This window comes from Actinomycetospora sp., assembly GCF_055612215.1.
Genome location: NZ_JBVPVA010001154.1, coordinates 1 through 12,722 on the forward strand (window position 1 = coordinate 1; position 12,722 = coordinate 12,722).

The 12,722-nt window shown below is 74.8% G+C and carries 16 protein-coding genes; 7 read left to right on the forward strand and 9 right to left on the reverse strand.

Features of this window, described 5'->3' with window-relative positions:
* Nucleotides 1-641, reverse strand: a 641-nt coding sequence (locus AC0CYZ_RS31110; protein WP_472222036.1) for a hypothetical protein, incomplete at its 3' end; no start/stop codon positions are given.
* Nucleotides 642-762: 121 nt separating this feature from the next.
* Here AC0CYZ_RS31110 and AC0CYZ_RS31115 point away from each other — a divergent pair.
* The gene (locus AC0CYZ_RS31115; RefSeq protein ID WP_472222037.1) at nt 763-1,101 is read left to right on the forward strand and encodes an MmcQ/YjbR family DNA-binding protein; all 339 of its coding nucleotides are present in this window, start codon (nt 763-765) and stop codon (nt 1,099-1,101) included.
* 10 nt (nt 1,102-1,111) lie between these two features.
* Here AC0CYZ_RS31115 and AC0CYZ_RS31120 read toward each other — a convergent pair whose 3' ends face one another.
* The 3 genes from AC0CYZ_RS31120 to AC0CYZ_RS31130 form a co-directional block, all read right to left on the reverse strand.
* Nucleotides 1,112-1,876: a class I SAM-dependent methyltransferase gene (locus tag AC0CYZ_RS31120; protein WP_472222039.1), complete on the reverse strand. Its 765-nt coding sequence runs from the start codon at nt 1,874-1,876 to the stop codon at nt 1,112-1,114.
* Between the two features lie 108 nt (nt 1,877-1,984).
* Complete coding sequence (locus AC0CYZ_RS31125; protein WP_472222041.1) at nt 1,985-3,157, reverse strand: uroporphyrinogen decarboxylase/cobalamine-independent methonine synthase family protein; 1,173 nt, start codon at nt 3,155-3,157, stop codon at nt 1,985-1,987.
* Nucleotides 3,158-3,325: 168 nt separating this feature from the next.
* Nucleotides 3,326-4,294, reverse strand: a complete 969-nt coding sequence (locus AC0CYZ_RS31130; RefSeq protein ID WP_472222043.1) for an SLAC1 family transporter — start codon at nt 4,292-4,294, stop codon at nt 3,326-3,328.
* Nucleotides 4,295-4,419: 125 nt separating this feature from the next.
* On the opposite strand from AC0CYZ_RS31130, the gene AC0CYZ_RS31135 reads away from it, so the two are divergent.
* On the forward strand, nt 4,420-4,872 hold the full coding sequence (locus tag AC0CYZ_RS31135; protein ID WP_472222045.1) for a hypothetical protein: 453 nt from the start codon (nt 4,420-4,422) through the stop codon (nt 4,870-4,872).
* A gap of 25 nt (nt 4,873-4,897) precedes the next feature.
* Here the strand turns inward: AC0CYZ_RS31135 and AC0CYZ_RS31140 are convergent, their stop codons facing one another.
* Nucleotides 4,898-5,179 (reverse strand): hypothetical protein, encoded by a 282-nt coding sequence (locus AC0CYZ_RS31140; RefSeq protein WP_472222047.1) that lies wholly within the window; start codon nt 5,177-5,179, stop codon nt 4,898-4,900.
* Nucleotides 5,180-5,484: 305 nt separating this feature from the next.
* Here AC0CYZ_RS31140 and AC0CYZ_RS31145 point away from each other — a divergent pair, with 305 nt between their 5' ends.
* The gene (locus AC0CYZ_RS31145; protein ID WP_472222049.1) at nt 5,485-7,614 is read left to right on the forward strand and encodes a GTP-binding protein; all 2,130 of its coding nucleotides are present in this window, start codon (nt 5,485-5,487) and stop codon (nt 7,612-7,614) included.
* A 9-nt stretch (nt 7,615-7,623) separates the two neighbouring features.
* Here the strand turns inward: AC0CYZ_RS31145 and AC0CYZ_RS31150 are convergent, their stop codons facing one another.
* Nucleotides 7,624-7,836 carry a hypothetical protein gene (locus AC0CYZ_RS31150; RefSeq protein ID WP_472222051.1) on the reverse strand — a complete coding sequence of 71 codons (213 nt, stop codon included), beginning with the start codon at nt 7,834-7,836 and terminating at the stop codon, nt 7,624-7,626.
* Between the two features lie 130 nt (nt 7,837-7,966).
* Here AC0CYZ_RS31150 and AC0CYZ_RS31155 point away from each other — a divergent pair, with 130 nt between their 5' ends.
* Complete coding sequence (locus AC0CYZ_RS31155) at nt 7,967-8,518, forward strand: DUF5709 domain-containing protein (protein WP_472222052.1); 552 nt, start codon at nt 7,967-7,969, stop codon at nt 8,516-8,518.
* A 54-nt stretch (nt 8,519-8,572) separates the two neighbouring features.
* Here the strand turns inward: AC0CYZ_RS31155 and AC0CYZ_RS31160 are convergent, their stop codons facing one another.
* Together AC0CYZ_RS31160 and AC0CYZ_RS31165 are read right to left on the reverse strand one after the other, a co-directional pair.
* Nucleotides 8,573-8,929: a TraR/DksA family transcriptional regulator gene (locus tag AC0CYZ_RS31160; protein ID WP_472222054.1), complete on the reverse strand. Its 357-nt coding sequence runs from the start codon at nt 8,927-8,929 to the stop codon at nt 8,573-8,575.
* Nucleotides 8,930-9,024: 95 nt separating this feature from the next.
* Nucleotides 9,025-10,020, reverse strand: coding sequence for an NAD(P)-binding domain-containing protein (locus AC0CYZ_RS31165; protein ID WP_472222056.1), 996 nt, complete (start codon nt 10,018-10,020; stop codon nt 9,025-9,027).
* Between the two features lie 146 nt (nt 10,021-10,166).
* Here AC0CYZ_RS31165 and AC0CYZ_RS31170 point away from each other — a divergent pair, with 146 nt between their 5' ends.
* Nucleotides 10,167-10,685, forward strand: coding sequence for a hypothetical protein (locus tag AC0CYZ_RS31170; RefSeq protein WP_472222058.1), 519 nt, complete (start codon nt 10,167-10,169; stop codon nt 10,683-10,685).
* Nucleotides 10,682-11,296, forward strand: a complete 615-nt coding sequence (locus tag AC0CYZ_RS31175; protein WP_472222060.1) for a hypothetical protein — start codon at nt 10,682-10,684, stop codon at nt 11,294-11,296. The genes AC0CYZ_RS31170 and AC0CYZ_RS31175 overlap by 4 nt, the downstream gene beginning before the upstream one ends.
* A 61-nt stretch (nt 11,297-11,357) precedes the next feature.
* On the opposite strand, the gene AC0CYZ_RS31180 is transcribed toward AC0CYZ_RS31175, so the two are convergent.
* Nucleotides 11,358-11,804 (reverse strand): winged helix-turn-helix transcriptional regulator, encoded by a 447-nt coding sequence (locus tag AC0CYZ_RS31180; RefSeq protein WP_472222062.1) that lies wholly within the window; start codon nt 11,802-11,804, stop codon nt 11,358-11,360.
* A gap of 92 nt (nt 11,805-11,896) precedes the next feature.
* Here AC0CYZ_RS31180 and AC0CYZ_RS31185 point away from each other — a divergent pair, with 92 nt between their 5' ends.
* Nucleotides 11,897-12,301: a tautomerase family protein gene (locus tag AC0CYZ_RS31185; RefSeq protein ID WP_472222064.1), complete on the forward strand. Its 405-nt coding sequence runs from the start codon at nt 11,897-11,899 to the stop codon at nt 12,299-12,301.
* Nucleotides 12,302-12,722: the final 421 nt, after the last annotated feature.

The following is a 12,722-nucleotide window of genomic DNA, read 5'->3' on the forward strand; positions in this document are numbered from 1 at the left end:
TCGCCGGCCACGCGCGCGGCTTCGTCGGGGAGGCAGCGGGTGGAGAACTCGGTGAGCTCGCGGCCGCTCGGGTAGCGGCAGTGCTCGAGGTGGGCGCGCCCGGCGTCGAACCGGCGCTCGGGCACCCCGACGCGCCGCACGGCGAGCGGGCCGTGGGCGACGAGCGTCTCGGTCGGCTGCGTCCCGGCGACTTCCTCGAGCCACTCCTCCTGCTCGACGGTCAGCAGCTCGCCGGGCCCGGCGCGCCCGGCGGCGACCGCCTCGGCCAGCACCGGGTCGACCTCGCGGCGCAGTTCGACGGTGTGCCACACCGCGCCGGGCAGGACGTCGAACTCCACGCGCGCCCCCGGCGGCCGGGGCCGCCGGGTCCCGCTGCCGTGGCGGCGACGCGCCCGCACCGTGAGGTCCTGGCGCCCCCGTGCCCGCCGCCGCAGACGCAGCTCCACCCCGGAGCGGGCGATGGTCAGGTCGGGAGTGTCGAGCAGGTAGAGCCGGCGCAGCCGCCAGCGCGGCGTGTCCCGCCCGATCAGCGCCCGGGCGGCGACGTCCGGACCCGGGCCGAGGAGGATCTTGACCTCGACGCTGTCGACGTCCTCCTCGAGCATGCGCTGCCAGTGGTCGGACCGCGGTGACGGGAACACCCGCCCGTGCTGCGCGCCATGACCCATCACACCGCCTCTCCCCCTGAACCCTCCGTGGTACCCCGCGGACCATACGGACACACTGCCGCGGGAACCCGACGGCGGGGCGGGAGGGAGCACGGTGGCCGACGAGCACGACGTCCGGCGGCTCGCCCTGGGCCTCGACGGCGTCGAGGAGATCGAGAGCGACGGGTTCGACTTCCGAGTGGGCGGCCGGGGCTTCGTGTGGTCCTACCCCGACCGCAGCGGCGGGCGCCGGGTCCTGCGCACCGACATCGCGGTCCTCTACGTCGGCGACGAGGCGGAGCGGCAGGCCCTGCTCCGCGGCGAGCCCGACCTGTTCTTCTCCACCCCGGCCTACGAGTGGACGCCGCTGGTCATGGTGCGCCTCGAGCGGGTGGACGTCGCCCGGCTCACCGAGCTGGTCACCGACGCCTGGCGGATGCGGACCGAGACCTGAGCGGCCCCTCTCAGCCCGGGCGCACCCAGCCCTTCACGAACGCGAAGTGGTCGTCGAAGCGCAGCACCGGGTCCCGGTAGGCGCGCCGGAACTGGTCGATGCCCGCGGCCAGCTCGCTCTCGGAGAACTCGTGGAGCACCGACATGTAGCGCGACTCGAGCATGTGGACGTAGCGCTCGCGCTCGATCGCGGTGTGGAAGGTCCGGTAGCTCACCGACGCCCGGAGCCCGGCCGCGTCCAGGAGGTCCACGACCTCGTCGGGGTCGGGCTGGAGCGCCTCGAACCGGTCGTGCGCCGCCTGGAACAGCGGGTGCTGGATAGACGTCGGGAGCATGACGACGAGGATCCGGCCGTGGCGGGACAGCATGGAGGCGAGGCCGGCGAGCACGCCCCCGCGGTCGGCCACGTGGTGGATCGACTCCTTCATGATCACCGCGTCCAGCGGCCCGGCGTCGGGGAGGCCGACGTGCCCTGAGGCGAGGTCCTCGGCCCCTGCGAGCAGCGGACGCAGGCCGGGCGCGGCCGGGAGCCGGTCGAGCATCGCCGGCGTCGGGTCGACGCAGAGGATGGGGCGGGTGGGGCGCAGGTCCTCGCAGAGCTGGCGCGTGTAGAGCCCGGTTCCGCAGCCGACGTCGGCGATCGCGTCGGAGGGGATCAGCCGCAGCTCGTCGATCATCGCCCGGGAGAACTGCCGCACGTAGTCCGGGTCGTAGGTCCAGAGGTCGTCGTAGCTCGCGGCGACGCGGTGGTAGTGCTCGGCGGTCTGATCGGTCACGACGGACCTCCTGCTCGCGGACGACGGCGGCGCGGGGTCAGCGTGCCAGCTCTGGAGGCAGGACGGACCGGGCGAGGGGTCGGTTCCCCGCCCGGGCCGCCCGTGGTGTCAGACCCCGAGCTTCTCGGCGGCGGCGCGCACGCCCTCGATCCGGTTGTGGATCTTCTGGAACGCGACCTCCCGGGCGAAGTCCGGCGAGCCGTGGCTGGGCTTCTCGTCGATGGAGAACGGCGAGAACCCGCAGTCGTCGGTCGCGCCGAGCTGCTCGCGCGGGATGAAGTTGGCCGCGCGCACCAGCGCGTCGCGGACCTCCTCGGGGCTCTCGATCCGCGGGTTGAGCGGGTTGATCACCCCGACGAACGCGGTCTGGGCCACGCCGTTCGCGTCGCTGCGCACGTGCCGGCCGATCGACTCGTAGACCGGGTCCTTGTCCCGCTCGCTGGCCAGCTGGATGAGGAAGTAGCCGGCGTTCATCTCGAACATCTTCGGGAGCAGGTTGTTGTAGGGCACGTCCGCGGAGTGCACCGAGTCCCGGTCGCCGCCCGGGCACGTGTGGACGCCGATGTTCGCACGCTCCTCCGGGGTGAACCGGTCGAGCACCCAGTTGTTGATCTCGATGAAGCGGTCGAGGAGCCCCGCGCCCGTCCACGGGTTGCGCGGGTCGTTGCGGGTCGCGAGCCGGCCCTCGGTGAAGTCGATCGACACGCGGACCGCCCCGGCGTCGAAGGCCTTGCGGATGTCGCGCTCGCACTCGTCGGCGAGGTCGTGCTCGAACTGCTCCTTGGGGTAGCCGGGGACCTCGCCCTCCAACGGGTAGAGCAGGTACAGCATCGAGGGCGCGATCACGGCCTGCTTCATCGGCCGGTGCGCGTAGCCGATCGACTTCGCGAGGGTGTCCGCGGCGTAGGTCTTGTAGCGGAAGGGACCGCCGGTCAGGCGCGGCAACTGCCGGTTGTGCCCGTCGGCGAAGATGGCGAAGAACTGGCCGCCGTCGCCGGCGAGGTTGTCGGCCAGGCCGGTGCCGGCCAGCGTATCGGTGATCGGGTAGGTCGCGAAGCTCGACCAGCGCTGCTCGCCGTCGGAGACGATCGGCGATCCGGCGTCCTCCTGGCCCTCGATGGAGCTCTTGACCGCCTCGTCCTGCACGGACTCCAGCGCGTCCTTGTCGATCTCGCCCCTGTCGTACGCGGCGTAGGCGTCCTGGAGCTTCTGGGGACGGGGCAGCGATCCGACCTGCTCGGTCGGGATGCCGGTGGCCTGCTTCGGGTCGTAGTCACTCACGGGTGCGTTCCTCCATGCCCTGCTGTGGACGGTGGTTCGACGCGACCGGGAACGCGCGCTCGCCGCGACACCCGGATGGCCCCGGGAGAGTCCGAGCGGTCTCAGTTCACCGACCCGACGGTAAGGAGTGAGCCAGATCACGTCAACGCGCCGGACGCCGGCGCGACCTCACGACGAGGCCGTCACCGTCGGCGCCGGGACCGGGCGCGCGAAGAGCGTGCCGTGCACGAGACCCACGACGCTGCGGGCCGCGACGCCCACCACCAGCAGGCTGATCGCGGCCAGGAGGAGCCACGCCCACACCGTGCCGCCGCTGGGACGGGACTCGCCGATCCAGTGCAGCGCCGTCGTCGCCACCGCGGCCCAGGCGAACGTGAACGCCCAGAACCCGACGCCGAAGCGGAGTCGCGCGAAGATCGGGACGAGGCGGACCTGCGCCAGCACCATCAGGACCCCGTACCCGGCCAGCAGGGTCGCCACGGTGTCGATCGCCGGGCCCCGCAGCGCGAACCAGGCGAGGCTGGCGACGGCGGACGGCGCCACCTCGATCGCGAGCGTGGGCGTGAGCGCGGCCGGGAGCGCGGGGCGGAAGAACAGCCGGCCGAGGATCATGGACCCGAGGATCACCCAGCAGACGACCCCGTAGCCGAACATCGCCGTCCCGAGCCCGCGCTGTCCGACCTGGGCCGCGCTGGCCGCCGCCACCAGGCCGCCGGCGACGGTCGGGAGGAAGTAGCCGGGGTGCATCGCGTCGATCACGTACTCGCCCGCCATCAGCTGCCCGGTGAACCAGGCCCCGTGCAGCACCGTGGCGGCGAGGAAGACGTCGACGAGCACGGTGCCCAGCGAGGGTGCCCACGGCGCGACGCCCCGGGCGGCCACCAGCATCGGCGTGATCAGCGCCAGCGACAGGAACGGCGAGAGCACCGGATGGGCGAGGTCCGCGGACAACGTGCCCCGGTGGGCGGTCACGTGGACCGCGTACGCCACGAGGACCACGGCCCAGAGCACGCCGGCGAGCGCGAGGAGCGTGTCGCCGACGGCGTACGGGGCCAGGCCGAGGTCGGCCGCGGCCGACCACGTCCCCGCCAGCCCGGCCACCCCGAAGGCGATACCGAAGCTGTTCGGAGGGATCACGCGCATCGCCTGCTCGCCTTCTCTTCCGGCCCGTGCCCTCCGAGCGGCCGCGGGCCCGTACGGCGGAACAGCGCCCCGCCGTGGGGTGTTGTACACGGGTCGGAGGAGTTGAGGTCAGGACGAACATGACGTGCATCGGGTGTGGGACGGAGCTGGCGGCGGAGCGGGCCGAGCTGGGGTACCGGTACTGCCTCGCCGCGGCCTGCCAGGAGCGCTTCCGCCGGGGACCCGAGGTCACCGCGGTGGGGGTCAACAAGAGCGGGGAGTCGTTCGTGGTCGCGGAGCCCGACGAGGTCCGCCGGCGCGCGGAGGCGGGCGAGTTCGCGCCGAAGAACGCGGCGCTCCCGACGACGCCCGCGAGCGGTACGCGCGAGGCCCGTCGCCCGCGCCGTCGGCCGACGCGCCCCGCGGCCCCCGCGGTCCGGCCGTGGACGCCGCAGCAGGAGAAGCTGGTCCGGCTCTACCACGACATGGGGCTCACACCCCGCGAGATCGTCGAGCGCTGCCGGGCGGCGGCACCCCGGCTCGGGGTCGACGAGCGCCTCGTCGTGCGGATCCTGTCGGCGCCGCGGCGGTAGGTGCGCTCCCGGTGCCCGCCCGGCCTCAGCTCGGCGAGCGCGTGCCGATGACGATGCGCAGGGCGTCGAGCACCCGCAGGAGGCGGTCGTCGGGCGAGGCCGTGTCCCAGGACGGGCCCAGGCGCCGGGAGAGCCGGGCGAGCAGGACGGCGCGCCCGGGCCCGACCTCGTCGACCTGGTCGTACACCGCGTCGAGCAGGTCGACGACGGCGTCGGCCAGCCCGGGCACGAGGCCGTCGAGCCGCTCGGCGGGCTCGACCCGTCGATCCGCCGCCGGGCCCTGACCGCCCGCGTCCTGGATGGTCACGCCGCCAGGTTAGGGCCTCGTCGGGGGTGACGGTGCGGTCCCGGACGGCCTCCTCGCCAGGATGTGGCACGCCGGGCGCGGCGCCGGGTCGTCCGACCTCGGACGGTCTCGTGGCCGCTGGGCTCCACGGGCGGTCCGGGGCCGGACGCCTCCGACGGGTCGACGAGCCCGCCTCGTCGTCAGGAACTCTGCCCGGATCGCTCCTCGCCCCTTGCCGTGACGCGGGTCACTCGCGTGAACTGGGCGACGGGGCGGTGTCGTCGGTGGACCGCCGCGAGGCGATGCGGTGCGACGAGGTGGTCGTCATGGGTGCACGGACGTCGGGCGGGCCCGCCCGGGGAGCACGGAGCCCACGCGGCGCGGACCTGGCCCCCGAGGACCCGGCCGACGTGCGATCGGTCGCGATCGTCGGCCCGATGGGAGCAGGCAAGACGACGCTCGTCGAGGAGCTGCTCGCCACGGCCGGGGCGATCCCCCGCGCGGGGTCGGTGGCCGCGGGCACCACCGTCACCGACCACGACGCCGAAGCACGCCGCCAGCAGCGCTCGGTGTCGCTCGCGGTCGCCTCGCTCGTCCATCGCGGGACCAAGGTGAACCTGGTCGACACCCCGGGCTGCCCGGACTTCCTGGCCGAGGTCCGGGCCGGGCTGCGCGCCGCGGACGCCGTGCTGTTCGTGCTCGGCACGGCCGACGTCGCCGAGGGCGCCGCGGCGCCGACCTCGGCCCTGCTCGCGGAGTGCCGGCGCGCGGACCTCCCGGCCCTGCTCGTGCTCAGCCGCCTCGACCACGCCCGGGCGGACGAGGAGGCCGCGCTGGTGGCGTGCCGGGCCGCCGTCGCCGCGGCGGACGCCGGCGAGGTCCTCGTCCCGGTGACCCGCACCGAGCACGCCCCCGACGGCACGCTCGTGGTGCACCCCCTGCTGGGCGCCGACGGCGCGGACCCGTGCGCCGAGGACCCGGACGACGCCCGTCGCGCGCTGGTCGAGACGGTGATCGAGCAGAGCGAGGACGAGGCGATGCTCGAGCGCTGGATCGGCGGCGAGCCGGTCGCCCTCACGGCCCTGCGCGCGGACCTCGCCGCGTCCGTCGCCCGTCGCGCCGTCGTGCCCGTCGTCGGGGTCTGCGCCCCGGCGGGCGCCGGGCTCGACGCGCTGCTCGACCTCGTCGTCGACGCCGTCCCGCCGCCGACCTCCCACCCGCCGCTGCCCGCCCACGCCCCGGACGGCGCCACCCACGACCCGGTGGATGTCTCGGCGGAGCGACCCGTCGTCGCCGAGGTCGTCCACACCGGGACGGACGCCCAGGGCAGCCGGGTGTCGCTCGTGCGGGTGTTCTCCGGCCGCCTGACCCCGGACACCGCGCTGGCCGTCTGCGGTGACCCGCTCCGGATCCCCTCCCCGCGTGACGGCGGGGACCCGACAGGGGCCGGCGACCGCGACCCGGTGCGGGTACCGCGGGTGTACGCGCCGCTCGGCGCGACACTGCGGGAGGTCCCGTGGTGCGTCGCGGGCGACCTCTGCGCGCTCACCCGCCTCGGGACCGTGGCCACCGGGGACACCCTGTGCGGGCTCGAGGACCCGATCGGGCTCGACGGGTGGGAGCTCCCCGAACCCCTGCTCCCCGTGGCGGTGGCCGCGGAGCGCAGCGCCCAGGACGCGGTGGCCCGCGGGCTCGCGCGGCTGGCCGCCACCGAGACGACGCTGCGGGTGGAGCGCAACGGCGACCAGGTCGTGCTGTGGTGCACCGGCGAGGCGCACGCCGACGTCGTCCTCGCGCGGCTGCGGGCCGGCGGCGCCACGTTCGCGGTGACCGACGTGGCGGTCCCCGAGCGGGAGACCGTGTGCGGTCGGGCCGCGGGTCTGGGACGGCACGTCAAGCAGTCCGGCGGCCACGGCCAGTTCGCCGTCTGCCGGATCGAGATCGAGCCGCTGCCCCGCGGCGCCGGGGTCGAGTTCGTCGATCGCATCGTCGGCGGCGCGATCCCCCGGGCCTACATCCCGAGCGTGGAGAAGGGCGTGCGCGCGCAGCTCGAGGCCGGGGTGACGGCGGGGCGCCCGGTCGTCGACGTGCGGGTGACCCTGCTCGACGGCAAGGCCCACAGCGTCGACTCCTCGGACCAGGCGTTCCAGACCGCGGGTGCGCTGGCCGTGCGCGAGGCCGTCGCCGCGGCCGGCACCGTGGTGATGGAGCGGGTCTACGAGGTCGAGGTCACCGTGGACGACGGTCTGCTCGGCGCGGTGCTCGGCGACCTCGCCGCGCGGCACGGGCGGGTGGTCGGCACGGTCCCCGCCGACCTCGGGCGCACCCGCGTGCGCGCTGACGTCGGCGAGGCCGCACTCCTGCGTTATCCGATCGATCTGCGGGCGCTGACCGCGGGCACGGCCAGCTTCACCCGGCGGTTCAGCCGCTACGAGCCCCTCGCGGGCGGGGCCTGACGGGGCGGGTCAGCCGGCGTCCTCCCCGCGGTCCTTGGCGCGGACCTGGTCGGTCTCCTCGCCGGGGCCGCCGCCGGGCTCGGTGGAGATGAGGTCCGCGTCGACGGCCGGGGCGTCGGCGGTCGTGCCGGGGCTGACCCGTTCAGCCGTGTTCTGTTCTCGCTCGAACTCGTCGCTGGTGGGATCGGGCGCCTGGTCGACGCCCGTGGAGTGGTCTGCCACGTCGATCTCCTCGTGGTTCCGTCGTCGGTCGAGGGACCCCTCCGATTACCCGATCTGTGGTCCCGGTCACCTCACGACTCGGTCTCCCTCGGCAGACATGGACCGGCACGCGGCCGGGTATGCGCGGCGGATGACGGAGCCCGAGAACGCTGTGCCCGAGGAGCCCGACCTGGGCGCTGCCATCCAGCTCGAGAGCGGTGAGACCCTCGACGGGCCGCCCGGCACGGACGCCATGGACGCCCTCTACGTCGCGCCGAACAAGCCCTTCGGCCTCGACGACCCGGCGGTCACCCCGGAGGGCCAGCGCCAGGGGGACACGCTCGACGAGCGACTGACGCGTGAGGTGCCCGACGACGTCGAGAGCGTCGTCGATGCGCCCGACCCCACCGCGGACGACCTCGGCAGCGAGGCGGGCCAGGAGCGCGCCGGCCGGCTCACGGCCGACGACATGGCTGCCGACACGCGCGCCACCGACGTGCTCGACGCCGACGACGCGGGCATCTCCGGCGGGGTCGCCTCGGCCGAGGAGGCGGCCGTCCACGTGATCGACGAGGACGAGCTCACCGCGCCCGGCGACCCGAGCAGCGAGGGCGCGGGCGAGGACCCCGGCGTCGCGGGGCCGGACCTCCGGCTGCGCGGCGACGACGTCGACCCGACGCACGGCGGCGAGGTCGGCGCCTGATCGCACGCGCGAGCCCGGGGGCCGGCGTCGTACGCGGCGCCGGCCTCCACCGGGTCAGCGCATCGAGCGCTCGAGCTCCTCCTGGTGCTCCCGGCAGCGCTCGGCCTGCGGGCGGGCCTCCAGGCGCTCGCCGTCGATCTCGTTCCCGCACACGACGCAGCGGCCCCAGGTCCCGTCGTCGATGCGCCCGAGGGCGGCGTCGATCTCGGCGACCTGGCGGCGGGCCTCGTCCGCGAGGCCCCGGCGCTCCATGCTCTCCTCGACCTCGCTGCCGTAGTCGCCCGGGTGCTGCCCCATCGCCCCCTCCTGCTCGATGGGCGGGGTGGGCTCGTGCTCCTCCGACCACGACCCCAGCTCGGTGAGCCGGCGACGCTCGTCGGTCAGCTCGCTCCGGGCCTGCTCGGCATCCATGTGTCCTCCTCGTCGACGGGATGTGCGAAGGGGCGGATACCAGTCCCCGCCGCCGCCCACACGTCCCGCGGTGAGCGGCGAGCCCAGCGGGCCCGTCAGGAGCCGAGGCGCTCGCGCACCGCCGCCTCGGCCTGCGCGATCGCCGACGCGTCGGCCTCCCGACGCAGCGCGTCGAGCCGCTCACCGGCCTCCGGGCGGCTCCACTCCTGCGCGAAGGCGCCGGAGAGGATGTCGTCGTGCAGCACCGCGGCGAAGCGGTCGCGCAGCGCCGCGTCGTCGGCGGCCGCCAGGGCCCGGAGCTGCCCGTACTGCGAGGTCCGCGAGTGGAGCCCGAGCTGGCCGAACAGGCCGTCGCGGGCGATGTGGTCGAACACCTCGGCGGGCTCCCCGGACAGGTAGAGCTCGGAGAGCACCGCCTCGTCGCTGAACCCGGCGTCCACCGCGATCGCGTGGGCGCTGCGCAGCACGGAGAGGACGGCCGGCCACACCGCCTGCTCGCTGAGCAGGTCGAGCGCGGCCTCCTCGCGCGCACTGGACACGATCGCGCCGCCGAGCGTGCCCCCGATGCCGCGGGCGACCGCCATCGTCGTCTCCCAGGCGTGGCCCGTCGCGTCGCGCTCGACGGAGACGAAGCACGGGAACCCGGCCCGGGAGACGTACCGGTCGCGCACCGCGGCGCCGATCATGCGCGGCGCGACCATCACGACGTCGACGCCGTCGGGGATCTCGAGCAGGCCGAAGTACCAGTTGTAGCCGCTGGCGACGACGAGGGTGTCGCCCGCGTGCAGGCCCGGGGCGATCTCGTCGCGGACCAGGTCGGGCTGTACCTCGTCGGGCACGAGCAGCAGGGACACGTCGGCCTCGAAGGCGACCTCGGCGATCGGGCGGGGCGCGAAGCCCGCGTCGGCGGCCGCCTCCGCGTAGGAATCGTTGCGGTTGCCGACCAGCGGGGTCACCCCCGAGTCGCGCAGGTTCCGCGCCTGGGCCGCCCCCTGGTTGCCGTATCCGAGGACGGCGACGGTGCGTCCGGCCAGGGGTCCGAGGTCGCCGATCGCCCCGGGGTCGTCGTGGTGGATCTCCGCGTGAGCCATGACCCGAGGGTGGATCGCCGCCCGGCGGGTCCGCCAGGGCCGATGCCGGATTCGTCACAGGCGCCGGGGCGCCACGCGCCCGGAAAGGGGATCGAACAGGGACGGATGGCGGGTACCAGGCGCCGACGGTTCTACGAGGAGGACACATGACCGAAGGTGCCGATCCCGGCGAGACCGGGAAGGCAGCACGCGTCGGCCAGCGGGTCGCCGGTGCGGTGAAGCAGGCGGCCGGAACCGTGGCCGGCAACGAGCACCTGCGCGCCGAGGGCGAGCTGCAGGCCGAGCAGGCGGACGTGGCCAAGGAGGCCAAGCGGGCCGAGCAGCACGCCGAGCAGAAGCGCCGGGAGGCCGAGGCCCAGGCCCGCTCCGAGGAGCTCGAGGTCGAGCGCGAGCGGCTCGCCGCGCAGGACACCCGCGAGCAGCGGGAGGAACGCGCCGAGGCCGACCGGCGCGCCGAGCAGCAGGACGCCGCCCAGGAGACCGCCCGCCGCGAGCAGGCCACGTCGCAGGTGGCCCGGGCCGCCGAGCAGCAGACCCACCGTGACGAGGCCGACGCCGTGCGGGAGCGCGTCGCGGCCGAGGAGCGCGCCCGGGACGAGGAGACGCGGGCCGAGCAGGCCCGGTCGGCGGCCCGCACGCTGGAGAACGTCGAGGAGGACCGATGAGCAATCCGGTGTCGGCAGTGGCGGGACCGGTGGTCTCGCTGGGGTTCGGTGTGGCGCGGGTCCCGGTGGGCCTGCTCGCGCGCCTGACCGGGAACGGCGGCAACCCCGAGTGGGGGCCGGCCCTGGCCGTGGACAGCGTCGAGGCGGGGGTGCGGCAGGTCCTGGGCTCGTTGCTCGGCGACCCCGGGCTCGCGGGGCAGGGCGAGGTGCAGGACGCGCGGGTCGCGCAGCGCACCGAGGCAGCCGAGCGCGACTCGGCCGCCGACGCGCGCCGGGAGGTGGCCGACGAGCGCCTGTCCGAGCGCAAGGAGAGCGACCAGCAGGCGCGCCAGCGGATCCGCGAGCAGGAGAAGCAGCAGAAGGATCAGCTGGAGCAGCAGCGCAAGCGTCGCGAGCAGGAGGCGCAGCAGCGCGAGCAGCAGCGCAAGGAGCAGGCGGAGAAGGCCGAGGCCCGCGCGCAGGAGGTCGCCGACGAGCACGCGCACGAGGCGCACCGCACCCGCGTCGAGGCCGAGTCCGAGGCCGTGGCGGCGGAGCGGGAGGCCGCTGAGCGATCGCAGGAGGCGCTCGAGCTCGCCGAGGCCAAGGACGCCGCGCGCAAGCGGCGCTGACGACCGGGCCGCGGGTGCCGGGGGCCGGCACCCGCGGCTCCCGGCCGCGGGTGCCGCGGGGCTACCAGGCCCCGGGTTCGAACTCGGCGGCCATGTCCCGCCACGCCACCGGCTCGGCGCAGTGCGCGCACGTCAGGCGTGGTTCGGCGGGATGTCCGCAGCCGCGGTGGACGAGCCGGACCGGGGGCACGTCGTTCTCGTAGCGGTCGCCCCAGCCGATCAGGGCGACCAGGACCGGGTAGAGGTCGGCCCCCTTGGTGGTGAGCCGGTACTCGTGGCGGACCGGCGCGTCCTCGTAGCGCACCCGCTCGAGGACGCCCTCGTCGACGAGGACGCGGAGCCGATCGTTGAGCACGTTGGCGCCCAGGCCCAGCTTCGTCCGGAAGTGCTCGTAGCGCCGGTGCCCGCGGAAGCACTCGCGCAGGATCATCATCGTCCAGCGTTCGCCGATCACCGACCACGTCCGCGCCACCGAGCAGTAGACGTTGCCGAGCTCGTCGTGCTTCACGTCGGTCAGCCTAGGACTCTTTTCGAGTCCCAGCAGCTTGCGGGCTCGTCACCGGCCTGGCTACCGTCGGACTCGATCCGAGGTCGACGACGATGCGGGAGGCCGACGTGCCCTTCTACCAGTTCACCGTTCCCCAGGGCGACGCGACGCTGGAGCACAAGGCCGAGGTGGCCGCGGCGGCGACGAAGGTGCACTCCGAGGTCACCGGCGCCCCCGGGGCGTACGTGCACTGCTCCTTCGTGGAGGTCCCGCCGGGCAGCATCTTCGTCGCGGGCGAGCCGGTGACCGGGCCTCGCCTGGTCGGCCTCATTCGCTCCGGTCGTTCCGCCGAGGTGAGGGGACGGCTGCTGCACGGGCTCGCCGACGCCTGGTGCGAGATCACCGGCAACGCCAAGGAGGACGTCGCGATCTTCCTGCACGAGGTGCCCGGCGCGAACGTCCTGGAGGACGGGGCGATCCTGCCCGAGGCCGCCGACGAGGCCGGGGCGATCTCCTGAGTCGGCTCCACCTCCGCCTCTATTCCCCCTCCCCTTCGGTGATCATCAGCACCTGGGGCAGGTCAAGCCGCCCCAGAACCTGCCCTGTGTGCCCCTGATCAACGCGGCGGGGGCCCGAGCCGCCGGCCACCCCTCCATCCGATGATCATCAGCACCTGGGGCAGGTCAAACCGCCCCGGAACCTGCCCCGCGTGCCCCTGATCACGGAGCGGGAGTGTGCCTCGCGCCCGGTCGCCGCTGGGACGACCGCTCGGCGCGCCTTCCTGAGACCGAGCCGCGGCACTCGGTCCAATCCGCTGCGCAGAACGGCACCCAGACGGGGTATCCGTCGCGCCGGAGCGGCCCGTGGGCGCACCCGTCGTCGTCCGGCTCTCAGCTACGGGCGACGGCTCGGCGACGGCTCCTAACGTTCCGCCTCGTG

Coding starts and splice junctions, on each gene's coding strand:
- AC0CYZ_RS31135 (WP_472222045.1), top strand. CDS start 4,420: ATGACGTGCATCGGGTGTGGGACGGAGCTGGCGGCGGAGCGGGCCGAG.
- AC0CYZ_RS31145 (WP_472222049.1), top strand. CDS start 5,485: ATGGGTGCACGGACGTCGGGCGGGCCCGCCCGGGGAGCACGGAGCCCA.
- AC0CYZ_RS31155 (WP_472222052.1), top strand. CDS start 7,967: ATGACGGAGCCCGAGAACGCTGTGCCCGAGGAGCCCGACCTGGGCGCT.
- AC0CYZ_RS31160 (WP_472222054.1), bottom strand. CDS start 8,929: ATGGATGCCGAGCAGGCCCGGAGCGAGCTGACCGACGAGCGTCGCCGG.
- AC0CYZ_RS31165 (WP_472222056.1), bottom strand. CDS start 10,020: ATGGCTCACGCGGAGATCCACCACGACGACCCCGGGGCGATCGGCGAC.
- AC0CYZ_RS31170 (WP_472222058.1), top strand. CDS start 10,167: ATGACCGAAGGTGCCGATCCCGGCGAGACCGGGAAGGCAGCACGCGTC.
- AC0CYZ_RS31175 (WP_472222060.1), top strand. CDS start 10,682: ATGAGCAATCCGGTGTCGGCAGTGGCGGGACCGGTGGTCTCGCTGGGG.
- AC0CYZ_RS31185 (WP_472222064.1), top strand. CDS start 11,897: ATGCGGGAGGCCGACGTGCCCTTCTACCAGTTCACCGTTCCCCAGGGC.